Origin of the sequence: Oceanibaculum sp. (assembly GCF_022449305.1) — a bacterium.
Lineage (GTDB): Bacteria > Pseudomonadota > Alphaproteobacteria > Oceanibaculales > Oceanibaculaceae > Oceanibaculum > Oceanibaculum indicum.
In genome coordinates this window covers 1-21,018 of sequence record NZ_JAKUSO010000025.1, presented here as the reverse complement: position 1 = coordinate 21,018, position 21,018 = coordinate 1, and the positions used below count along the sequence as shown (strand labels likewise).

The 21,018-nt window shown below is 63.1% G+C and carries 21 protein-coding genes; 7 read left to right on the top strand and 14 right to left on the bottom strand.

Going from position 1 to position 21,018, the window contains the following annotated elements; all coding sequences use genetic code 11:
- Window positions 1-29: 29 nt before the first annotated feature.
- The 11 genes from MK313_RS09555 to MK313_RS09505 form a co-directional block, all read right to left on the bottom strand.
- Window positions 30-599 (bottom strand): hypothetical protein, encoded by a 570-nt coding sequence (locus MK313_RS09555; protein WP_287781134.1) that lies wholly within the window; start codon window positions 597-599, stop codon window positions 30-32.
- Between the two features lie 355 nt (window positions 600-954).
- Complete coding sequence (locus tag MK313_RS09550; RefSeq protein WP_287781132.1) at window positions 955-1,989, bottom strand: flagellin; 1,035 nt, start codon at window positions 1,987-1,989, stop codon at window positions 955-957.
- Window positions 1,990-2,033: 44 nt separating this feature from the next.
- On the bottom strand, window positions 2,034-3,539 hold the full coding sequence (flgK, locus tag MK313_RS09545; RefSeq protein WP_008944786.1) for a flagellar hook-associated protein FlgK: 1,506 nt from the start codon (window positions 3,537-3,539) through the stop codon (window positions 2,034-2,036).
- Between the two features lie 85 nt (window positions 3,540-3,624).
- Complete coding sequence (locus MK313_RS09540) at window positions 3,625-4,449, bottom strand: flagellin (protein WP_008944785.1); 825 nt, start codon at window positions 4,447-4,449, stop codon at window positions 3,625-3,627.
- Window positions 4,450-4,755: 306 nt separating this feature from the next.
- Window positions 4,756-5,100, bottom strand: a complete 345-nt coding sequence (gene flaF, locus MK313_RS09535; RefSeq protein WP_008944784.1) for a flagellar biosynthesis regulator FlaF — start codon at window positions 5,098-5,100, stop codon at window positions 4,756-4,758.
- Window positions 5,101-5,103: 3 nt separating this feature from the next.
- Complete coding sequence (locus MK313_RS09530; protein WP_008944783.1) at window positions 5,104-5,535, bottom strand: flagellar biosynthesis repressor FlbT; 432 nt, start codon at window positions 5,533-5,535, stop codon at window positions 5,104-5,106.
- Between the two features lie 87 nt (window positions 5,536-5,622).
- The gene (flaF, locus tag MK313_RS09525) at window positions 5,623-6,165 is read right to left on the bottom strand and encodes a flagellar biosynthesis regulator FlaF (RefSeq protein WP_121217223.1); all 543 of its coding nucleotides are present in this window, start codon (window positions 6,163-6,165) and stop codon (window positions 5,623-5,625) included.
- Window positions 6,166-6,179: 14 nt separating this feature from the next.
- A complete protein-coding gene (flbT, locus tag MK313_RS09520) occupies window positions 6,180-6,620 on the bottom strand; it encodes a flagellar biosynthesis repressor FlbT (RefSeq protein WP_008944781.1) in 441 nt (146 codons plus the stop codon).
- 87 nt (window positions 6,621-6,707) lie between these two features.
- Complete coding sequence (locus MK313_RS09515; protein WP_121217221.1) at window positions 6,708-7,535, bottom strand: flagellin; 828 nt, start codon at window positions 7,533-7,535, stop codon at window positions 6,708-6,710.
- A 348-nt stretch (window positions 7,536-7,883) separates the two neighbouring features.
- Entirely contained in the window at window positions 7,884-8,711 is an 828-nt protein-coding gene (locus MK313_RS09510) for a flagellin (protein ID WP_121217219.1), read from the bottom strand.
- A 166-nt stretch (window positions 8,712-8,877) separates the two neighbouring features.
- The gene (locus MK313_RS09505) at window positions 8,878-9,699 is read right to left on the bottom strand and encodes an aspartate dehydrogenase (RefSeq protein WP_287781126.1); all 822 of its coding nucleotides are present in this window, start codon (window positions 9,697-9,699) and stop codon (window positions 8,878-8,880) included.
- 245 nt (window positions 9,700-9,944) lie between these two features.
- On the opposite strand from MK313_RS09505, the gene MK313_RS09500 reads away from it, so the two are divergent.
- The 3 genes from MK313_RS09500 to MK313_RS09490 all read left to right on the top strand — a co-directional run bounded on the left by MK313_RS09500 (window position 9,945) and on the right by MK313_RS09490 (window position 13,144).
- Complete coding sequence (locus MK313_RS09500) at window positions 9,945-10,919, top strand: tripartite tricarboxylate transporter substrate binding protein (RefSeq protein ID WP_008945808.1); 975 nt, start codon at window positions 9,945-9,947, stop codon at window positions 10,917-10,919.
- A gap of 89 nt (window positions 10,920-11,008) precedes the next feature.
- Window positions 11,009-11,485: a tripartite tricarboxylate transporter TctB family protein gene (locus MK313_RS09495; RefSeq protein WP_008945809.1), complete on the top strand. Its 477-nt coding sequence runs from the start codon at window positions 11,009-11,011 to the stop codon at window positions 11,483-11,485.
- A 15-nt stretch (window positions 11,486-11,500) separates the two neighbouring features.
- Complete coding sequence (locus tag MK313_RS09490) at window positions 11,501-13,144, top strand: tripartite tricarboxylate transporter permease (protein ID WP_287781123.1); 1,644 nt, start codon at window positions 11,501-11,503, stop codon at window positions 13,142-13,144.
- 8 nt (window positions 13,145-13,152) lie between these two features.
- Here the strand turns inward: MK313_RS09490 and MK313_RS09485 are convergent, their stop codons facing one another.
- Window positions 13,153-13,467: a hypothetical protein gene (locus MK313_RS09485; RefSeq protein WP_121217211.1), complete on the bottom strand. Its 315-nt coding sequence runs from the start codon at window positions 13,465-13,467 to the stop codon at window positions 13,153-13,155.
- 294 nt (window positions 13,468-13,761) lie between these two features.
- On the opposite strand from MK313_RS09485, the gene MK313_RS09480 reads away from it, so the two are divergent.
- From MK313_RS09480 to MK313_RS09465, 4 genes are all read left to right on the top strand, one after another.
- The gene (locus MK313_RS09480; RefSeq protein ID WP_121217209.1) at window positions 13,762-15,402 is read left to right on the top strand and encodes a thiamine pyrophosphate-dependent enzyme; all 1,641 of its coding nucleotides are present in this window, start codon (window positions 13,762-13,764) and stop codon (window positions 15,400-15,402) included.
- 266 nt (window positions 15,403-15,668) lie between these two features.
- Window positions 15,669-16,283 carry a hypothetical protein gene (locus MK313_RS09475; protein ID WP_121217207.1) on the top strand — a complete coding sequence of 205 codons (615 nt, stop codon included), beginning with the start codon at window positions 15,669-15,671 and terminating at the stop codon, window positions 16,281-16,283.
- A gap of 29 nt (window positions 16,284-16,312) precedes the next feature.
- The gene (locus MK313_RS09470) at window positions 16,313-17,998 is read left to right on the top strand and encodes a methyl-accepting chemotaxis protein (protein WP_121217205.1); all 1,686 of its coding nucleotides are present in this window, start codon (window positions 16,313-16,315) and stop codon (window positions 17,996-17,998) included.
- A 106-nt stretch (window positions 17,999-18,104) separates the two neighbouring features.
- Window positions 18,105-18,659: a PAS domain-containing protein gene (locus MK313_RS09465; RefSeq protein WP_287781118.1), complete on the top strand. Its 555-nt coding sequence runs from the start codon at window positions 18,105-18,107 to the stop codon at window positions 18,657-18,659.
- Here the strand turns inward: MK313_RS09465 and MK313_RS09460 are convergent.
- Window positions 18,605-19,855: a pyridoxal-phosphate-dependent aminotransferase family protein gene (locus tag MK313_RS09460; protein ID WP_287781116.1), complete on the bottom strand. Its 1,251-nt coding sequence runs from the start codon at window positions 19,853-19,855 to the stop codon at window positions 18,605-18,607. The two genes, MK313_RS09465 and MK313_RS09460, sit on opposite strands and share 55 nt — an antisense overlap.
- A gap of 147 nt (window positions 19,856-20,002) precedes the next feature.
- Window positions 20,003-21,018: amidase family protein (locus tag MK313_RS09455; RefSeq protein ID WP_287781113.1), on the bottom strand; the 1,016-nt coding region annotated here is incomplete at its 5' end.

Below are 21,018 nucleotides of genomic sequence, written 5' to 3'. Positions count from 1 at the left end.
TTTGGATTGCTGAAAAAGTCCGACCGCGCTCAGGCCTCGATGTCGAGCAACTGGCCCACAGGCCCTGCTGTAGCGCTGGATGGCTGCCTTATCGGTGCCGTTTCCGCCGGGGCGGGCTGCGGGGTGCCACCCGTTGCAGTGGCGGCTTCCGTCTGACCCGTGGCCGTAGCCTCAGGTGTCTCCCGACCAGATGCTGTCGGCACTGGGGCCGGATCGCCCTGGCCTGCTGTCTCAGCCTCGCCGGACTGCCCCGGCAGGGTGCTCTGGCGCACCTGCTCGAACAGGCTGTAGAGCTTCACCGCGCTTTCGAGCGGCACCTGGCGGGTGGTGTCGCCGGAGACGAAGGCGCGCTGCTCGAAGAACAGGGTGCTGGTACTGTCGTCGAAGCGATAGACCGGGCTGAGATAGCCATTGCCCCAGACCTGGGGACCGTCCACCTCGGTCGGCCCCGGGGGACGCGGCCGGGAGAGCGGTTCCTCTGACGGGCCTGCATTGGCAGGAATACGGGCGCTATTGGTGCGGAGCGGCTCAGCATTGTTCCGGGCCGCCGGCTGGGTGCCGGCGCCGAAAGTCCCGCCTGATCCGATGCCGCTGATCACGCCTGTCTCTCCTGCTCTCGCCACTTCCTGTTAAAGGACGCTTTTTATATATAAGCGAAAGACAGCAGATCACAACAGGCAGCGCCGCCCCCACTGAGGAGGCGGCGCTATAGCAAGCTCTGACGGGGGACAAAACCCTGACCGTCACCCCCGGTCTTGTACCGGGGGTCCAGGCTTCCGCTTGCTGGATATCCGCCTGAGCAGGCTGAACCCTGGATTCCCGTGACAAGCCCGGGAATGACGAATGAGGGGACTTCACCGCCTGCGCGCACCTTTCCTAAATCAAACATCGTCCGCCCGATAAATCGAAGCGGACGATGCGTAAAGGCGCAGATAGCGATAAAGCCGGAAGGCCTTAGATGAAGTTCACCAGGCTGAGATTGGCGAGCTGCGCCGTCACCTGGTAGGAGCCCTGAAGCTGCACCTGCAGGCGCTGCAGTTCAGTGATCGCCTCATAGACGTCGGCATCCTGGATCTCGGAAATGCTCTGGGTCAGGATATCGATGGTCGAATCATGGCCCAGACGGGTGGTCTCCATCTTCTGGCGCTGGATGCCCAGCTGGCCGACCGCGCCATTCACCGCGTCGTCGCCCTGCTCGATGAAGCCGCGCGCATTCGCGTAGGCCGTATCGAAACTGCCCTGCGCCGTGCCCTCCAGATCGTCGTAGCGCGACACCGAGAGCGACGTCATCAGATAGCCCTTCAGCACGGTGCGGAAGGCATCGTCATCGGCGGTCACGCCATAGGTCAGTTCCTGGTTGGCGTCGATCCGCACGGCCACCTGGTCGCTGGAGCCGGACTGGTAATAGGTGGCAGCACCCGCCGGGGCGATGCCGAGATATTCGTCCACCGCCGCCTCGATATCGGCGGGGGTGATCGGCTGGGTACCGACCGGGAAACCGTTAGCGACCAGCACCGCCTCGGCATCGGCAATGATATCCGCCGCGGTATCGTCAACCGGCTTGGTCGCGAGCTCGTAACCGGAGAACAGGAAGCGCCCCTCGAACTGCGTGTTCAGCGCGCTGATCGTGGTGCCGATGGCCTCTTCCGCGCGGGTCAGCACATTCTGCCGAACCGACGTATCGTTCATATAGGGGAAGGTGGCGATATTGTCGGCGCGCAGATCCTTGGCGATGTCGCTGACCTGCAGCATCGCCGCATCCATCACCTTGGCGCGCCGTTCGGCCGCCACGATGCTGTCCACATAGGTCGCCAGGCTGCTCTTCGCCTGGTCGAAATCGAGCAGCTTCTTGGCTTCGCCGCCAAGGCCACTGAAGACCTGGGATTTGTAGCCGCTGGCGATCTGCTGCTCGACGGTCTGCAGCCGCGCCTGGGTTTCCAGCGTCTGGTTGCGGATAAGCAGGGTCTGGGCGAGGTTGGCGATCCTCATGGCTCTCTTCCTCTTTCAGTCCGTCTCATTCAGCCTATCCGGCGTCAGCGCCGGATGTTGATCAGCTGGTCGAACGCCTCGGTAATGGTGGAGATCACCCGCGCCGAGGCGGCATAGGATGTCTGCAGCTGGATCAGCGTCGAGATTTCCTCGTCGATATTGACCCCGCTCTCATTCTTCAGCCGCTGGTCGAGCGACAGCTTCAAACCCGATTCGAAGTTCAGCTGCGCCTGCACGCTGGCCCGGGTCTGGCCCTGAAAGGCGACGATACCGGCGGAATAGCTCTGCAGCGTCACGCCGGTGCCGACATCCAGGTTCAGGCCGGCACCCGGCCCCGCAAGACCGGGCTCGGTCGTGGTGAAGGCGCGCGGCGTCTCGAACATGGTCAGGATCGACTGCAGGACGGCCGTGTCACCGGTGTTCAGGCTTTCCGCCACCACCGTCGCCGGGTCGGAGCCTTCGCGCAGGCGCCAGGGCTCGTCCACGATGTCCTGATTGATCGTCATGCGCTGTGAGAAGCCGACCACATTCACATCGTCGGCGCCGCGCACGAAGGTCGCGCCATTGTCCATGAACAGCTCGACCCGGTTATCGTAGGGCGGTGCCGCCGGCGGCGGCGTGCCGGTGCCCTGGAACGCCTCGGCCATGGTCGCGGCCAGCTCGTCGAGCTGGCCCTGCGCCTGCACCAGCCGGCTGTCGCGCATCTCCAGCAGGCCACCGATCTTGCCGCTGGTGGTCTCCGCCGTGATATCGACGCCGTTCAGCGTGAGGCCGCCGACATTGGCGGGATAGCGCGAGGATGGATCGAAATTTGCCGTGGTGGAGAATTCCAGCGCGAAATCCTCATACTCGACCAGATAGCGGCTGCTTTCGGTCATGATGACCATCTTGCCGTCGCTCTGCTCGAAATAGCGGATGCCGATATTCTCCGCGACCGTCTGCAACTCCATGTCGCGCAGATCTTCCAGGTCCGCCGTGCTCTTGCCCTGTGCCTGGCGGCGCGCGATCTCGTCGTTCAGCGACTTGATATTGGCCAGCGCGGCGTTGGTATCGGCAACCGCGGTCGCGATCTCGGCATCGGCCCGGGCGCGCTGATCCTGGATCTGCTGCGACAGGTCGCTCATCGTGTCGATGAAGTTCTGCGCCTCGCCCAGCACCTTCTGCTGCGTGGTCAGATTCTCCGGGTTGGCGTACAGCTGCTCGAAGCTGTTGCGCAGCAGGTTCAGCCGGCCGGCGATGGAATCATTCTCCGACGGCTTGCCGAAGGACAACTCCAGCTCCGCCAGCGCCTTGTCCACAACGGTCAGCCGCGCCTCGTTGGAGATCGCGGTTTCCAGTTCGCGGCGCAGCCCGGCATCCACAGTGCGGCGGATTTCCGCCAGATAGGCGCCCGCCCCTTCGCCACGGATGACGGTGGGGAGCTGCTGCGCGCTCTTGCGGGTATAGCCTTCGGTATTCGCATTGGTGACGTTGCGCGCGACGATATCCAGCCCGCCCTGCGCAACGCGCAGACCGCTGAGGGAATTTTGCAGGGCGATATCGAGGCTCATCGCTGACTTCTCCTAATGTCCCCGGTCAAAACCGGGCAGGAACTACCGCAAAGACATCCAAGCAAGAAACGGGCCATATCCCTCATCAGCCGCCGAACAGCTGCAGGATCACCTGCGGACGCTGGTTGGCGATGCTGAGAGTCTGGGTGCCGAGCTGTTGCTTCACCTGGATGGCCTGCAGCCGCGCCGATTCCTTGGCGAGGTCGGCATCGACGATGTCGCCCAGGCCAGTCGTCGTCGCATCGTCCAGCACGCTGATGAACTGGTCCTGAAAGCTGATTGTTCGGCTGTCGGCGCCAAGATTGCCCAGCACCGTGTTGACCGTGCCGATATAGGTGTTGATGGCGTCCAGCGCCGACGTCGCATTGGCAACAGAGTCGAGGTTGGTGTTGGTCGCCAGGTCGTCCTGGCCGGCCGCCAGGTCGTTCGCGCGCACCGGAATGGTGGCGCCGTCGATATTGCTGATGACATTCACGTCGGTGGCACCGCTGACCAGCAGGTTGCGGCTGTTATAGGTGGAATTCTCGATCAGCCGCTCGATCTGCGCGATCAGCTCCACATAGTCGGCGGCCAGGATCGCCTGCTGCTCGGAGGTGTTAGCCGGGTTCATGCCCTCGATCACCTTCTTCTTGATGTCGCCCAGCAGGTCCGAGATCGTCGTGACGCCGGCCAGGGTCACCGTCAGCAGGCCCTTGGCGTTGGAAATGCCCTGCGACACCGCCGAATAGGACTTCAGGTCGCTGCGGATGCCCTGCGCGATGGAAAAGCTGGAAGCGTCATCGACAGCACCCGTGACCTTAAGGCCAGTGGAAATGCGGTCCTGGACGGTATCCAGCTCCCGGTTCGTCGCATTGAGCGCCTGCAGGGCGACCAGAGCCGAGGTGTTGGTGTTGATCGAATTGACCGGCATGTCTGAACTCCCAAACCGATGCCATGTTCTCTTTGGCTAGGGAGAGAGCAAACGCGATGCCAGTTCGGCGAATTAACATAACTATATGTTTTTGAATAATAATTTATTGAAAACAGGCAACGGCGAGGAAGCATGTCGCACGCTCCCGGCAATTCTTGCCGCCCCATCAGGGTACCTCAGGGGGAGAATGTGCCGGGCGTGCAGACGGGCGGCGCAGACTGTCGAAAGCAGTCCGAAACAACAATGCCCGCCCCTTTTTCAAGGACGGGCATCAACGGCTTGTCATTCACGTATGGGCAGGCGGCTCTAGCGCAGCCCTTCCATGATGATGGTATTGATTTCAATCAGGGATTTGATGTCGCTGTCGCCATCCATAACGCGATAGGTCTCGCGCAGCACCCAGACGCCAACCTTCACCATGGAGGCCCGAAGATCGGCCGGCAGCTGGTTATCGTCGGCCTTCAATTCGATGATGAGATTGTCCCAGACCTTCTTGTTCCACAGCAGGGCGTCAACCATCTGCTGCTTCGCATCCGGGTTCTGGTCGGCCGCAATCAAGGCTGCGGTCACCTCTCCCAGCAGCCGGTGCTCGGCGCTGCGCGGGCTGATCGTGGTTCTGGCGGCTTTCTGATAGGCACTGTAGCCGTACATGGATTACCCCGCCCTGGCAGCCCCGGAAGACGACTCGGCGAGCGACAGGACCTCCTTCTCGAACAGCACCAGCGCCCGGCAGGCCTGCAGCGCCTCATGGAGCCGCCCGCTATCGACGCACTGCATGATGATGCGCAGATTCTCACGGACTTCCTTGATGGTCGTCGCCTGCAACAGTTCGATCATCCGGTCCATAAACGGCAGGTAGGTTGCGTCAAAACTCGACGCATCAAGATACATCACCAGCAACAGGAAATAGATGCGCTTGGCCGGGGTTGTCGCCTCGTCCTCGTTCATCAGTTCGTCTTCGGTGAGGACCGGGGTCTTCAGGTCCAGCTCAAGGCTCTGGCCATCCGGGCCCATGCGGACCACCACGCCGTTCACGACCAGCTTCTGACCCGGCCGCAAGGGCACGGTCTTGAATTCATCGGTCACGCGACGCCCCCTTCTCTGCCCCGGCGATTCTCCCGCACTGGCCAGCCGGTATTGCATACCAGCTTACAGCCAGCGCGGGGGCATCGTCTAGGAGCGGATAGACATCCCGTAGGCCTTGCCGCCCTGGCTGGTGCCATAGCCGCGGATCGGCGTATTGGCGGGAACGGCCGCTGCCAGCGCCTCTTCCGGCATACGCTGCGGGCTTGCCGAGGAGGATGTCGGAGCCGGCATGGAAGACGCTGTCGCGCCCTTTTCATCATCGACGCCCGTCGCCGGCGGCTTCAGGCCCTGCATGATGATCTGGTTGATCTCGATCAGCGTGCTGCAATCCGTCTTGCGGTCCATGACGCTGCGGACTTCCTTGTTCACCCAGACGCCGATATTGACCAGGGAGACCCTCAGCTCCTTCGGCAGCTTGTTCTCATCATGGGTCAGATCGACCATCAGATGATCCCAGATCTGCTTGTTCCAGTAGGCCGCATCGACCCGTGCCGGAAAGCGCGCAGCATCGGGCTTCTTTTCCGCCTCGATCATTGCCGCCGTCACCATGCCGAGCAGACGATATTCGAGGGCGCGCGGATTTTCCGTCACGGAGTTCGCGCGCTGATAAGCGCCGTAATTCCCTACCATAGTATTCACCTTTCTCACGTCGGCTTTACAGCCATTTCCAGGTCCGATGGTTCGACCTCGCCGCCGAAGGATTTCAACAGCTCTTCCTCGAACTTCATCAGTGCCTTGCAGGCTTTCATGGCCTGGAAGAATCGCTTTTCCTGAACATCCCGGAAAATCACCATCAGCGTATCGCGGACCTGCGGCAGCGTTGTCGTGCGCAGCAGTTCGATCATCCGATCCATATACTCGTTGTAGTAGCTTTGGTAATTTTCCTGATCTAAGTACATAAGCATTAAGGAGAAGTAAATTCGCCGGACCGGCGTATTCGCTTCCTCCGGTTGCATGATGTCCTTCTCGCGCAGGAAGGTCGCCTGGTTCTGCAGCACGATGTAACTCGCCCCCTCACCCATGGTGATGACCGCGCCATTGATGACGATTTTTTCGCCAGGCTTGACATTGATTTTCAGTGCCATGTCCACATCCTCGGGTTTGGCCGCTTGCGCCACTTGAAAAAAGCACGGGATCGTCCAATCCCGGCCTTTACCTTACCAGAACTGGCGTTACTGGAACAGGCTGAGCAGGATCGACGGCCGCTGGTTGGCGATGCTGAGCGACTGCGAAGCCAGCTGCTGCTGGATCTGCAGGGCCTGCAACTTCGCCGATTCCTTCGCAAGGTCAGCATCGACGATGGACCCCAGGCCCACTTCCACGGCATCGGAAATCTTGCCGATGAAATCGTCCTGGAAGTTCAGCTTGCGTGTATCCGCACCGATATTGCCCAGCGCCGTGTTCACCGCCGATTCGAAGGTGGCCAGCGCATCCAGCGTCGAGGTCGCCGCCGAGGCGTCGCTGACGTCCGCGGCACCCGAGAAGGTGTCCAGATCGCCAATCAGGTCGTTCGGCCGCAGCTCGATGGTCGAACCGTCAATATCGGAGATGACATTGACCGTGGCCGCACCTGAGTTCAGCAGGTTGGTGCCCTGGAAGGTCGCCTGGTTCAGGAAGGCGCGGACCTGATCGACCAGCTGATCGAAGTCAGCCGTCAGGATCGAGCGCTGCGCCGTCGTGATAGCGGCGTTCGCCAGCTCGACGACCTTCTTCTTGATGTCGCCGACAAGGTTAGACACCGACGTGGCGCCCGCCTCGGCAACGGTCATCACGCCGCGCGCCTGGGCAAGGCCCTGGGAGACGGCGCTGTAGGCCTTCAGCTCACCGCGCAGACCCTGGGCGATGGAGAAGCTGGAGGCATCATCGACCGCACCCGTGACCTTGAAACCGGTCGAGACACGGTTCTGTGTCTGATCCAGGCGGCTGTTGATGCTGTTCATGTTCTGCAGCGCGACAAGCGCGCCGACATTCGTATTGATCGAATTCTGACCTGCTGGCATAGCGAGGCTCCTGTCCGTAGATGACTACGGGCATTCCAGAGCAACCGGCGTGCCATAACAGAAAATCAACATAACTATTTGTTTTTAAACAATTTCTTTTGACGCTTTAGGCCAACGAATGAAACCGCGCAGGATTGTCCCGGCAAGAAGTTCCTAGTCGCTGGCCGGCCATGCACAAAACTGCCCGGTACCGCAGGCAGTTAGCAGCAGCCTTTCCCAAGCCGTAAACGCTTCTCGCAACAAGGCAGAAGCCGCCGGCGAGAATGAAACGCGGCGGACGGAACAACAGACAAAGAAAAAGGGCGGGACCTTGCGGTCCCGCCCTTCCGGTAAAACCGGTTTCCGTGATTAACGGAACAGGCTGAGCAGCACCGACGGGCGCTGGTTGGCAATGCTGAGGGACTGCGAAGCCAGCTGCTGCTGGATCTGCAGGGCCTGCAGCCTTGCCGATTCCTTTGCCAGGTCGGCATCGACGATAGACCCGAGGCCCACTTCCACGGCATCAGCGATCTTGCCGATGAAATCGTCCTGGAAGTTCAGCTTACGGGTATCGGCACCGATGTTGCCGAGCGCCGTGTTGACCGCCGACTCGAAGGTGGCCAGCGCATCCAGCGTCGAGGTCGCCGCCGAGGCGCTGCTGACGTCCGCGGCACCCGAGAAGGTGTCCAGATCGCCGATCAGGTCATTCGGACGCAGCTCGATGGTCGAACCATCGATGTCCGAGATGACGTTGGTCGTCGCCGCGCCGGAGTTCAGCAGGTTGTTGCCCTGAAACGTCGCCTGGTTCAGGAAGGCACGGGCCTGATCGACCAGCTGATTGAAGTCAGAAGTCAGGATCGAGCGCTGTGCCGTCGTGATGGCGGCGTTCGCCAGCTCAACGACCTTCTTCTTGATGTCGCCGACCAGATCGGACACCGCCGTGGCGCCGGCTTCGGCAACCTTCATGACACCGCGCGCATTGGCGAGGCCCTGAGAGACGGCACCGTAGGCCTTCATCTCGCCGCGCAGACCCTGAGCGATCGAGAAGCTGGAAGCGTCATCGACAGCGCCAGTCACCTTGAAACCGGTCGAAACACGGTTCTGCGTCGTATCCAAACGGCTGTTGATGCTGTTCAGATTCTGCAGGGCGACGAGAGCGCCGACATTGGTATTGATGGAGTTATTACCTGCGGCCATGATCAAATTCCTTTTTCTAAGGGTTAGCCGATATGCTAGCCACGCCTTCGTTTTGATTGCGTAAAATGCCAGCTATCAGAATAAATGCTCTTTCCGCGCCTGCCTGTCAAACAAAAAACATCAGCAAAGTGAAATTTTCTTCAGGCTGGGGATTTGGGCCGGGGGCTCAGGTGCCGACCCGCATCGGCGCGACCAGCCCGCGCAGGCAGGCAATGGCGCTGAGCGCGGTGATCTTGCCGGTTTTCGGATTCTCCTCGGATGGCACATTCTCGATGCTCATGGCAAAGCGTGCGCTGTCTGCCTCCACCTCGATGCGGTGGGTGTTGCGCGTCACCGCCGGGTCGGCCCAGATCTGCAGCCGCGTGCGGTCCGGCCCGATGCCGGCGAGGCTGAGCGCGGCAGCAACATTCACATTGGCCGGGAACCCCTTGGCGCCATCGCGGGCGGAGCCGTCGAAGATCAGCTTCGCCTCGTTCAGCCCTTCCAGCGAGATGTTGTTCTGCGCCAGATAGGGCGCGCCCATCAGTCCGCGCGGCGGCTTGCGCGTCACCATGGTCACGCTCTCAATGTTGCCCTCGGCGGCGGCGCGCACCGCATCCAGCCCGATCAGCGCACCGGTCGGCACGATGATGCGGCCGCCATGGGCGATGGCGATGTCCTTCAGATCGTCATGCACCAGCAGCTGACCGACGCTGAGTGGCACGAAGATGCGGCCTGCCTTCAGCGCCGGCTCACCAATGGAACGGAACACGGTGGAGGGCGCGCACTCCACGACGATATCCGCAAGTTCCGCCAGCGCCTCCAGATCGACCACCGGGACCGGCGCCCGGAAACCTTCCATCTTCTCGGCCGCCTTCTTCTTGTCGCGGGCGGAGACCGCCGCCAGCGCCAGCCCGTCGATGCCGTCATCCAGGGCCTTCGCCAGGGCGAAGCCGATGGCCCCGAAACCGCCAACGGCAACACGCAGGGGAGCGCTTGAAACGGACATGAAAACCTCTTCCTGTTCTGTGGTCGGGCGTTTGATGCCGGTGCCGTCAGGGCATGGCTGGCAAAACTAGTAACAATGCCTTACTTTCCTGCCCGGAAGTTTGTCCAGAACTATAAAAACAACCCGCTCCCGCGGAAACGAACAAGAGGAATTGCAGAGTGTCCAAGCGCCCCTGCGGCGCGCGGGCATCGAAGGCGCTTCATCCGGTCCGATAAACCAAAAGGACACAACAAGGGGGTCCGAATATGTATAAGCGCACACTTCTCTCCACCGCTGCCGCGGCTCTGATGGCCGCAACGGCGTTCTTCCCCGGCGAAAGCCGCGCGGCAGCGCCCGATTGCTCGACCGCGCAGCTGATCGTGCCCTGGGGTGCTGGCGGCGATACCGACATCGTGTTCCGCACCTTCGTCGATGCGATCAACAAGAGCGGCGTGAAGCCCGAGCTGCAGGTCGTAAACATCGGCGGCCAGGGCGGCAACCGCGGTTCCGGCGAGGCCCGCAAGGCGAAGCCCGACGGCTGCACCCTGGTGGCAATCCATGAAAGCGTCATCACCAGCTTCCTGACCGGCCGCGTCGATTACACTTATGACGCGTTCGAGCCGATCTCGCTGGTGACCTACACCCCGTCGATCATTGGTGCCTACGCCAAGGCCCCCTACGCCACTATGAAGGAGATGATCGACGCCGCGAAGAAGGAGCCCAAGAGCATCACCGCCGGTGTCACCCTGGGCTCGACCAGCCATTTCATCTTCCTGCTGGTCGAGGACGCGACCGGCGCCGAGTTCCGCTACGTCTCCTACGAAGGCACGCGCGAGCGCAACACTGCCCTGCTGGCCGGCAACGTGATGCTTGGCGAGACCAACATCCTGACCGCCAAGCAGTATATCTCCGAGGGCTCGCTGAAGGCGCTCGGCATCGCCACGGAGAAGCGCGACGAGCAGGTCGCCGACATCCCCACCCTGAAGGAGCAGGGCGTCCCGGTAACCTACGGCCTGGCGCGCGGCGTCATGGCGCCGAAGGGCACCCCGCCGGAGATCATCCGCTTCTGGGAAGGCGTGTTCGAGAAGGCCGCCATGGACCCGTCGCTGACCAAGGCGATCACCGGCGCCAGCTCGGTCGTCATGTACAAGAATGCCGCCGACTATGCCGCCTTCCTGAAGTCGAGCTTCGCCGAGCATGAAAGGCTGGCGATCAAGATCGGGATGTACAAGAAGCCGTAAACCGGCCTTCCCGGCAGTATCTAGACAACGGGGCGGGCTGCGGATATCCGCGGCCCGCCTGCGGCTATTCCCCTTCTATCGGTGCGCCCATGAACCGCCTCAACCGCGACACGATCACCGCCATCGTGCTGCTGCTCGTCTGCGGAGCCTTCTTCTGGCAGACCTTCTACATCCGCGAAATTCCCTTCTCCACCATGGGCTCGGACGTCTGGCCGCGTTTCGCGCTGACGCTCATGTTCGTCCTGGTGATGATCTATCTGGTGCAGTCGGTCGCCACGCCGCCCGCAGAGGGCGAACGCCGCAGCCTGCGCGCCTGGCTGAAAGGCTACAGCAGTGCGATCACCTGCTTCGGCATGTTCTTCCTGTTCCTGCTGGCCCTGCCCTATCTCGGCATGCTGGTCAGCGGCGCGCTGTTCGTCTTCCTGACGCAGGGCATCATCGGCCGGCGCGACCCGCGCAGCCTGCTGCTGCACGCAATCATCTCCATCGTCGCCGTTGGCGGCATGTGGGCGATCTTCCGCTACGGGCTTGGCGTCGCCATGCCCGTCGGCGAGCTGTTCCGGTAAGGCAGGGGCTGAACGATGATCTTCGAGAATCTGTTCTCCGCCTTCGAGGCTGTCTTCGCCCTGCATAATCTGGGGCTGATGGCTGCCGGCGTGGCCTGCGGCCTGATTGCAGGCTCGATCCCCGGCTTCACCATCACCATGGCGGTGGTGCTGACTCTGCCCTTCACCTTCGGGATGAGTTCCGTCGAGGGCTTGTCCACCATGCTGGGCGTCTATGTTGGCGGCCTGACCGGCGGCATGTTCGCCTCGGCGCTGATCGGTATTCCCGGCACACCATCCGCCATATCGACGACCTTCGACGGCTTCCCGATGTCGCGCGCCGGCCGGCCCGGCCTGGCGCTGGGGCTTGGATTGTGGTCGTCCTTCCTGGCCGGCATCCTGTCGGCCATCGTTCTGGTCGTCATGGCGCCAACGCTGGCCGCCATCGGGCTGGAATTCGGCCCCTGGGACTTCTTCACCCTGGTCTGCTTCGCGCTGACCATCGCCGCCAGCCTGTCGGACGGCGCGCTGGTCAAGGGGCTGATCGCCGGCGTGTTCGGCATGGTGCTTGCCGCCGTCGGCGAGGATGCGATCAACGGCGCCGAACGACTGACCTTCGGCATCGAGAGCTGGCGCGCGGGCTTCGACTTCCTGCCCGTGCTGAGCGGGCTGTGCGCCTTCAGCCAGCTGCTGTCCGACATGCAGGATACGGAGGCTGCCCGGAAACCGATGCTGTCCGGCAGGCATGCCGCCGTGCGCATGGAGCATCTGGAATCCATCCGCCTCAATTTCCGGCACTGGCTCACGGTGGTCCGGTCCTCCGCCATCGGCCTGTTCATCGGGCTGTTGCCGGCGGCCGGCAGTTCGATCTCGAACATCCTGGCCTATGACCAGGAAAAGAAGGCCTCGAAGCATCCCGAGAAATTCGGCACCGGCATTCCCGAAGGCGTGATCGCCTCCGAAGCCTCGAACAACGCCACGGCGGGTGGCGCGCTCATCATGATGATGGCGCTCGGCATCCCCGGCGACGCGGTGACGGCAGTGATGCTGGGCGCGCTGACCATCCACAATATCGCACCCAGCCCCACCTTCATCTCCACCCAGCCGCAGCTGGCCTACGCCATCATGGTCGCCTATTTCCTGGCGAACTTCATGACGCTGGCGCTGACCTCCGGCTGCCTGCGCATCTTCATGCTGGTCACGCGGGTACCGCTCTACATTCTGGGCGTCGTCATCCTGGCTTATTGCGCCATCGGCGTGTTCACGCTGAGCAACGTGATCTCCGACATCTGGACGCTGCTGATGTTCGGCATACTGGGCTTCGTCATGCAGCAGCGCGGCTTCCCGCTGACGCCGATGGTGCTGGGCGTGGTGCTGGGGCCGGTGGCGGAACTGAACCTTTCACGCGCGCTATCCACCAGCGACGATCTGACCCTGTTCGTCACCCGCCCCTGGGCGCTGTTCTTCACGGTGATGGCGGTGTTCTCGATCTGCTTCCCGCTGTACCAGCGCGCACGGGAGAAGGGCCATGCCTGGAGCCGCTATTACGGAGCGGCCTTCATGGCCGCCATCGGCCTGCCGCTGCTGATGATGGAGGGCTGGTTCCGCACCGGGCTTGGCGGGTTGCTGATCCTGGCGGCGGTCGCCATCGCCTGGCGCCGCCAGCGTAATGCCGGCTGAGGAAGCCCTCAGCCGGTCAGGACCACGCAGCCGGTGACGCCGGGAATCTGCGCGAGGCAGCGGCCGACATACTGGGCCGTATCGGCGTCGCGCAGATGGCATTCCGCCTCCACCTGCAACAGGTCGCCGTCAGTATCGTCCACGCGCTGGCTCAGCCAGCGCTCCGGCACCAGGCTGCGTTTGGCGAAATGCTCCAACAGGCGCGACAGCATGTTCGGGTCGGCCAGGGCGGTCAGACGGAAATGGGCGAGGACGGGATCACCGGCAGCCGGATGGTCGGCGCCAGCAGAAAGATCAGTCGAAAGAACGCTCGAAACTGACATGGGCGAAACAGACATGGGATGTACCCTCAAAAACGGTAACAGAACGCGACTCGACGACACCCGGCGTCTCGACAGACGCCGGGGCGATAATTCGAATCGCGTTGCTCCGGACCGGATACATCATGGAAATATAATTACCCGTCCTGGCTGGCACGGTCAACAGGCGGCCGGTGCAAGGCATGCCCCCTTTCCTGCATGACAGGCTTCCCCATATGGGTCTTGCCCATAACAGGGTGAGGCTTTAGCCATTCTGTACACATCTGGATACACTTACAGCAGCGCAGGAATGCCCCCATGCCGAACGCCGCCCAGGCCCTTGTCGAAATTCTGCACCGCAACGGCATCGACCGGGTGTTCTGCGTGCCGGGCGAAAGCTTCCTTGGCATCATGGACGCGCTGCACGACTCCCCCATCGATGTGGTGACGGCCCGGCACGAGGCCAGCGCCGGCTTCATGGCGGTCGCCGATGCAAGGCTGACCGCCCGGCCGGGCGTGCTGCTGGTCAGCCGCGGCCCCGGCGCCACCAACGCCGCGATTGCCCTGCACACGGCGGAGCAGGACGCGGTGCCGCTGATCCTGATCGTCGGCCAGATCGAGAAGAAGGATCTGCGGCGCGAGGCGTTCCAGGAAATCGACTATGGCCGCATGTATGGAGGCATCGCCAAATGGGTGGCCGAGGCCATCGACGCCGAGCAGGTGCCAGAGCTGACCGCCAAGGCGGTGCGTATCGCCACCAGCGGCACGCCGGGCCCGGTCGTGCTGGTGGTGCCGGAAGATCTGCAGTTCCCGGAAGCGCCGATGCCGGCCGGCGTGGTACAGCAGCGCCGCCCGTCTGTTCCGGCGCCGGGCGATGTGGCGGAAGTCCGCGCCCTGCTGGAAAAGGCACAGCGCCCGCTGATCATCGCCGGCGGCGGACTGGATGTGCCGGGCGGGCGCGAGGCGCTGCTGGCCTTCGCCGAACGCTGGAACGTGCCGGTCGCGGTCAGCTTCCGCCGGCAGGATCTGTTCCCCAACGCGCATCCGCTCTATGCTGGCGATCTGGGCCTCGCCAACCCGAAGCAGCAGATCGCTGCCTTCCAGGACAGCGACCTGATTCTGGCGCTGGGCACAAGGCTGGGCGACATCACCACGCAGAATTACAGCTTCCCGGACTACCCGCGTCCTCGTCAGGCGCTGGTGCATTGCCATGACGATTCCCGCATCATCGGCCAGCATTTCATCGCCGATGTCGGTATCGCGGCCTCGCCAAAGGCGCTGGCGGAGGCACTGGCAGACGGTACGGCTCTGCCCGCGCGCGACTGGTCGGGTATGGTTCGCGCGCTCTACGAGGACTATGCAACCTGGACCGTGAAGGCGGCGCCGGACGGTGTGGTGTTCGGCAATGTCGTCCATGCGCTGAACGAGGTGCTGGAGGAAGACGGCATCGTCGTCGCCGATGCCGGCACGCTGTCCAGCCATGTCTATCGCCATGTCCCCTTCCGCCATCCGCAGCGCCTGCTGGCGCCGATCTCCGGCGCCATGGGCTATGGCGTGCCTGGCGCGGTCGCCGCCGCCCTGCGCCATCCCGGGCGGCAGGTGATCTGCCTGGTCGGCGATGGCGGCTTCATGATGACCGGTTCGGAGTTCATGACGGCTGTGGCGCGCCAGCTGCCGCTGCTGATCCTGCTGTCGAACAACAGCAGCTATGCCTCCATCCGCATCCATCAGGAACGGCACTATCCGGGGCGCGTGGTCGCCACCGATCTGGTGAACCCCGACTTCGCGGCGCTGGCACGGGCCTATGGCGCCGCCGGCTACAGCATCGAGCGCGAGGAGGATATCCGCCCTGTGCTGCGCGAGGCGGTCCAGGCGACTGGCCCGCGTCTTGTTGAAGTAAAGGCCAGCCTGGAAACCTATCTGCCGGCCACCGTCTCGCGGGCGAATGCGGCGGACTGATCCGCGCCTTACCGAAATACGCAAAAAATTTTCGGCTATTTTTCAGTGTCGCGGTAATTATTTCCGCGCCAAAATGATTCCAATATCAGTCCTAAGTTTATGGAAAATTTGAGTCATTTCTGATGACATGAATTCGCATTTGCAATTTCTCCATATATTCAATGGCATGCGTAATATCTGATTAACTTTGAAGAAAGGTTTTATTAATTTTTTGGGAGCATGTTCCGGCCATGCGCAGACGCGCAAGCATACAGGAGCATGTACCGATGACATCCCGCATTGCCGCGACCCTTACCGCGACTTTCCTCTTTACCGCCCCCTTCCTGGGCGTGGCGCACGCCTCCGATGTCGCGCCGGCCCAGGTCGATGACGCTCTGATCGAACAGATGCGCGAGATCGCCAGCCATTCGACGGTGCTGATCTCGATCAAGGCGCAGAATGAGCGCCACAAGACGCTGACCCAGGCCGATATCGATGCGCTGGACAAGAAATGGGTCGAACAGCGCAAGTCGGATGACCAGCCGCTGATCGCCCAGGTTCTGGGGTCGCCGCTGTCGAGCTATCTGGTCCGCAAGATGGCGGAGTCCCGCGGGTTGTTCGTCGAAATGTTCGTGATGGACAACAAGGGCCTGAATGTCGGCCAGAGCAGCATCACTAGCGACTACTGGCAGGGCGACGAGGCGAAGTACCAGAAGACCTTCCTGGTCGGCCCGGATGCGGTGTTCCCCGACAAGGTCGCGGTCGAGAAGGATACCGGCCACCGCCTGCAGCAGGTGAACCTAGCCATCAAGGACCCGGCCGACGGCAAGCCTGTCGGTGCGATCACCGTCGAAGTCGATCTCGACATGCTGGCGATGCGCCGCCAGCAGGCCGCTCGCTGAACCCGCCTAGTAGCGAAGGAACACTTCCCATGCTGAACAATCTTCGAATTTCCGCGAAGCTGCCCCTCGCCTTCGCGGTCATCGTCGCCATCATGTTCGCGGTCAGCGCCGTGGCCTTCTGGCAGGTGTCGGTCGTTCAGAGCGCCATCCGTGACGCCGAGCATGCCAACAAGATGCTCGATGATATCAATGACATGGCTGCCGCCATCGTTGACCAGCAGAGCGGTATCCGCGGCTATCTGATCAGCGGCGATCCTGCCTATCTCGCTCCTTATGAAAACGGTACGAAACGCTATGCTGCTGCTATTGAGGCCCTCAAGGCTGACCTCGTTGTGGACGACGATCCCAAGCAGCGTGAAAGGCTGGAAAAGCTAACCACCCTTCATAAGGACTGGATCGATACCGTCGCCTCACGCCAGATCGCGGCCATGCGCGACGTCGATACCATTGAGGATGCCCGCACCCTGGAAGCGGTCGGCGCCGGCAAGCGCTTCATCGATGGCATCCGCGCCCTGAAGGAAGAGATGTCGCAGACCGAGCAGGCGCAGGTTACACGCGCCGTCGAAATCGAATATGCCGCGATCTCGACCACCTATACAGCCATCATCATTGGCGGTGTTATCGCCCTCGCGGTGGCGATCACGCTGGCCCTGATGCTGTCCCGTGGCATCGTCACCCCGATCAGCCGCATGACCGACGCCATGACCCGTCTGGCCGGTGGCGACAAGACCATCGAGATTCCGGCGGTCGGCCGCAAGGACGAGGTCGGCGAGATGGCCGAGGCGGTTCAGGTCTTCAAGGACAATCTGATCCGCAATGAGGAGATGGCCGCCGCTGCTGCCCGCGAGCAGGAGGAGCGGAATGCCCGTGCCGCCCGCATCGAGCAGCTGACCAACAGCTTCCGCACCAGCGTGGAAGCGCTGCTGGAGAACGTCTCGCACTCCGCCGAGAGCATGCAGGCGACCGCCCGCTCGATGAGCGACACCGCGGTCGAGACCACCGAACGCGCCACCTCCGTGGCTGCCGCCGCCGAGCAGGCCTCGCAGAATGTGAACGCCGTCTCCGCCGCTGCGGAAGAGCTGGCCAACTCCATCGCCGAGATCAGCCGGCAGGTGTCGCAGTCCACGACCCTGGCGACCGAGGCCGCCAAGGAAGCCGAGCAGACCAACAATGTGGTGCAGGAACTGGCGGAAGCCGCCAACCGCATCGGCGAGGTGATCAGCATGATCAACGACATCGCCGAGCAGACCAACCTGCTGGCGCTGAACGCCACCATCGAGGCCGCACGGGCCGGCGATGCCGGCAAGGGCTTCGCGGTCGTGGCCTCCGAGGTGAAGAGCCTGGCCAGCCAGACCGCCCGCGCGACCGAGGATATCGGCAGCCAGATCGGTTCGATCCAGGCCACGACAAACTCGGCTGTCGAGGCGATCCGCCGGATCGGTGAGCGCATCAACGAGATGAACGGCATCACCACGATGGTCGCTGCCGCCGTCGAGGAACAGCAGGCCGCCACCTCGGAGATCGCCCGCAATGTCGAGCAGGCCGCCGCCGGCGCCAACGAGGTGTCGAGCAACATCGGCAGCGTCAGCTCCGCCGCGCAGGTCACTGGTGCCTCGGCCAACGAGGTGCTGACCTCCTCGGTCGAGCTGGGCGACAAGGCCGGCACGCTGCAGCGGGAAGTCAGCGGCTTCCTGCGGGATGTGAACGCCGCCTGACCGGCACGCAACCCCTCAACGCGAAGGCCCGGCAGTCTCTGCCGGGCCTTTTTCTTTCGCTTCGCCACCTATGTCTTTACGCTGGCTTTTAAGCAAAGGAGTGTCAGTGACGGATCAAACGGGTAACGCCAAGGCCGAGACAGAGATGCGGCCCACAATCCGCAGGCTGCTGCGCCTTTGGCGTGCGCAGCGGGACCGGCACGGCGGCGCCCTGCCCCGCCGGCAGGATTTCGATCCGCTGGAGCTGGGGCCGAAGCTGCTGCCCTATGTCAGCATCGTCGAACTGGACGGGGGGCGGCTGCGCTTCCGCCTGTGCGGCACCGGCCTTGCCAAGGCCGCCGGCCTCGACCTGACCGGCGCCTATGTGGACGAGTTGAACCCCAACAAGGACTATGCGCGCTACATCACCGGCCTGTACGAACAGGCAAGGATCGCGCGCCTGCCATTGCTGTCCGAATCGGTCTTCATTGGCGCCCTGGAGGTTGCCAAGGGCCGCACCCAGCGGCTGATCTGCCCCCTCGCCCAGGATGGCGAGAGGGTCGATCATTTCATCGGCACGCAGGTTTTCGAGAAAAGTCCCGATTCGGTCGGCGACCTGACGATGACCTACGCCGCCGGCTTTGCACCCGGCTTGACCAGGGTGATCGGCGACGAGGCCTGATCCATCCGCTTGCGCGACGCGGCGATGCTGCGGATCGCCGCATCGACGCCGCCGCGCTCGTAGGGGATGTCGAGATAGGACAGCGACGCCTCGACCGCCGAGAGCGCGCCCAGCAGCATCGGCTCGTTCATGTCGCCCATATGGCCGATGCGGAACGCCTTGCCCTGCAGCTTGCCTAGGCCGCCACCGAGACCGGTCTGGAAGACCTCGCGGGCAACCTCGCGGATCGCGGCCCCGTCAAAGCCATCGGCGACCAGGATGGTGGTCACACCGTTCGAGCGCTCAGCCGGATTGACCGCATTAAAGGACAGCACATTGGCCTTGCTCCAAACCTCGATGGCCGCGCGGGTGGCGTCGGCCAGCATCTGGTGGCGGCGGAAGGCATTCTCCAGCCCCTCCTCCAGCAGCATGTCGAGCGCCGCGCGCATGCCGAACATGTGATGCTCCGGCGCGGTGCCGCAGAACCGGCGATAGCTTTCCGGCTCCAGCCTGGCACCCCAGTCCCAGTAACGGCGCGGCGCGGTCGCCTTCCGGTGCGCCTCGATGGCGCGCGGGCCGGCGGCCACGAAGCCCAGGCCCGGCGGCATCATAAGCCCCTTCTGCGAGGCGGCGACAGCCACGTCCACGCCCCAGTCGTCCATGCGGAAATCGACCGTCCCCAGCGAGGCGATGGTATCGACCATCAGCAGCGCCGGATGGCCGACCTTGTCCATGGCCTCCCGCACCGCCTTCACATCGGCAGTGATGCCGACGGCAGTGTCGGTATGGACCAGCAGCACGGCCTTGATCTTCTTGTCCTTGTCGGCGGCCAGACGCTCGGCGATCTGCGACGGCTGGATGGCCTTGCGCCAGTCGTTCGGAATCTCCTCGATCTCGGCGCCATAGGCGGTCGCCACATCGCGCCAGCCGGCGGAGAAATTGCCGGTTTCCGGCACCAGCAGCTTGTCGCCGGGGCTCAGCACGTTGACCAGCGCTGCTTCCCAGGCGCCGTGGCCGTTGGTGATGTACATGAAGATACGGCCTTCCCTGGTGCGGAAGACCGTCCGCATATCCTCGAAGCAGGACGCGACAGTGTCGAGCAGGCGGGGATCGTTCAGATCCACGGCCGGGGTGTGCATCGCATTCAGCACGCGGTCCGGCACATTGGTCGGCCCCGGTGTGTTCAGGAAGCCCTTGCCCCTCTTAACCTGTGTCATCGCGTCTCTTCTCGGCTGCTGGTCATGGATCAAAGCGCCGCGAATCACCCTTTCGCAGCGCGGTTCAAGAGTGGAGCATTTTTCAGCCCGGCTTGGTCAAGCCTTTTCTTGTATCCGCGACACTTCCGCGCAAAAGAATGCGTGTTCTTATGCCGCGTAGGCGGGCGGCGCAATAAAGCCGCCATAGCCCTTCTCGATCATCCCGGCGAAGGCGATGCAGGTGCGGTCGCCATATTGCGGGCCGACGATCTGCACGCCGACCGGCAGGCCCTCCGGCGTCAGACCGATCGGCGCCATGGTCGAGGGCAGGTAGAAGGCACCGGTATAGCCGGCCCAGAACAGCTGGTCGGTCGAGGGCTGGTCCTTGCCGTTCACCGGGATCATGCGCTCCCAGCGCTCGCCCTTCTGGTTCTGCTTGAAGGCCGCCGTGGTCGCGGTCGGGCACAGCAGCAGATCGTACTGGGTGAAGAATTCCGCCCATTTCAGCCGCAGCTGGTGGCGGCGCTCGTTAAAGGCCAGCCAGTCCTTGTGCGGCATGGTCACGGCGCGCAGCATGCGGGCGGCATAGCTTTCATCCTTCGGGTCGAGCTTCTCCGCCAGCGCCAGGTTCGCCTTGTACTGTTCCGCCGTCTGCCGGCCGGAGGTCGCCCCGCGCAGCAGTGCGACATAGATTGCCATCGCCTCGTCGGTATCGATGTCCGGGCGCGCACGCTCGTCCACCGTCGCCCCTTCCTTGCGCAGGAAATCCGCCAGCGCCAGCAGCCGGTCCTGCACGCTCTTATCGACCTCCGCATTGCGGTCGGTCAGCATCAGGGCGACCTTGTAGTCCTTCAGGTTCTTCTTCTTCGGCGCCGGCAGGGTCAGCTTGTAGCCCGCCCCTTCGATATCGTCCGGCCCGGCCATCGCATCCAGGCCGAGGGCAAGGTCGGCGGCGCTGCGCGCCATCGGGCCGATCACCGAGATATCGGAGGCCGAGACCCGGCCCGGCAGCGCCTGACCGCGCGGCGGGCAGATGCCATAGGTCGGCTTGTGCCCGAAGACACCGCAATAATGCGCCGGGTTGCGGATCGAGGCGCCGATGTCGCTGCCCGCCTCAATGCCGCAGAAGCCGGCAGCCAGCGATGCCGCCGAACCGCCGGAGGAACCGCCCGGCGTGCGCGTCA

Coding starts and splice junctions, on each gene's coding strand:
- MK313_RS09540 (WP_008944785.1), bottom strand. CDS start 4,449: ATGCCGGTCAATTCGATCAACACCAACACCTCGGCTCTGGTCGCCCTG.
- MK313_RS09510 (WP_121217219.1), bottom strand. CDS start 8,711: ATGGCCGCAGGTAATAACTCCATCAATACCAATGTCGGCGCTCTCGTC.
- MK313_RS09475 (WP_121217207.1), top strand. CDS start 15,669: ATGACATCCCGCATTGCCGCGACCCTTACCGCGACTTTCCTCTTTACC.
- MK313_RS09480 (WP_121217209.1), top strand. CDS start 13,762: ATGCCGAACGCCGCCCAGGCCCTTGTCGAAATTCTGCACCGCAACGGC.
- MK313_RS09490 (WP_287781123.1), top strand. CDS start 11,501: ATGATCTTCGAGAATCTGTTCTCCGCCTTCGAGGCTGTCTTCGCCCTG.
- MK313_RS09495 (WP_008945809.1), top strand. CDS start 11,009: ATGAACCGCCTCAACCGCGACACGATCACCGCCATCGTGCTGCTGCTC.
- flaF (WP_121217223.1), bottom strand. CDS start 6,165: ATGGTAGGGAATTACGGCGCTTATCAGCGCGCGAACTCCGTGACGGAA.
- MK313_RS09550 (WP_287781132.1), bottom strand. CDS start 1,989: ATGAGGATCGCCAACCTCGCCCAGACCCTGCTTATCCGCAACCAGACG.
- MK313_RS09500 (WP_008945808.1), top strand. CDS start 9,945: ATGTATAAGCGCACACTTCTCTCCACCGCTGCCGCGGCTCTGATGGCC.
- MK313_RS09460 (WP_287781116.1), bottom strand. CDS start 19,855: ATGACACAGGTTAAGAGGGGCAAGGGCTTCCTGAACACACCGGGGCCG.
- flaF (WP_008944784.1), bottom strand. CDS start 5,100: ATGTACGGCTACAGTGCCTATCAGAAAGCCGCCAGAACCACGATCAGC.
- flgK (WP_008944786.1), bottom strand. CDS start 3,539: ATGAGCCTCGATATCGCCCTGCAAAATTCCCTCAGCGGTCTGCGCGTT.
- MK313_RS09470 (WP_121217205.1), top strand. CDS start 16,313: ATGCTGAACAATCTTCGAATTTCCGCGAAGCTGCCCCTCGCCTTCGCG.
- flbT (WP_008944781.1), bottom strand. CDS start 6,620: ATGGCACTGAAAATCAATGTCAAGCCTGGCGAAAAAATCGTCATCAAT.
- MK313_RS09515 (WP_121217221.1), bottom strand. CDS start 7,535: ATGCCAGCAGGTCAGAATTCGATCAATACGAATGTCGGCGCGCTTGTC.
- MK313_RS09485 (WP_121217211.1), bottom strand. CDS start 13,467: ATGTCAGTTTCGAGCGTTCTTTCGACTGATCTTTCTGCTGGCGCCGAC.
- MK313_RS09505 (WP_287781126.1), bottom strand. CDS start 9,699: ATGTCCGTTTCAAGCGCTCCCCTGCGTGTTGCCGTTGGCGGTTTCGGG.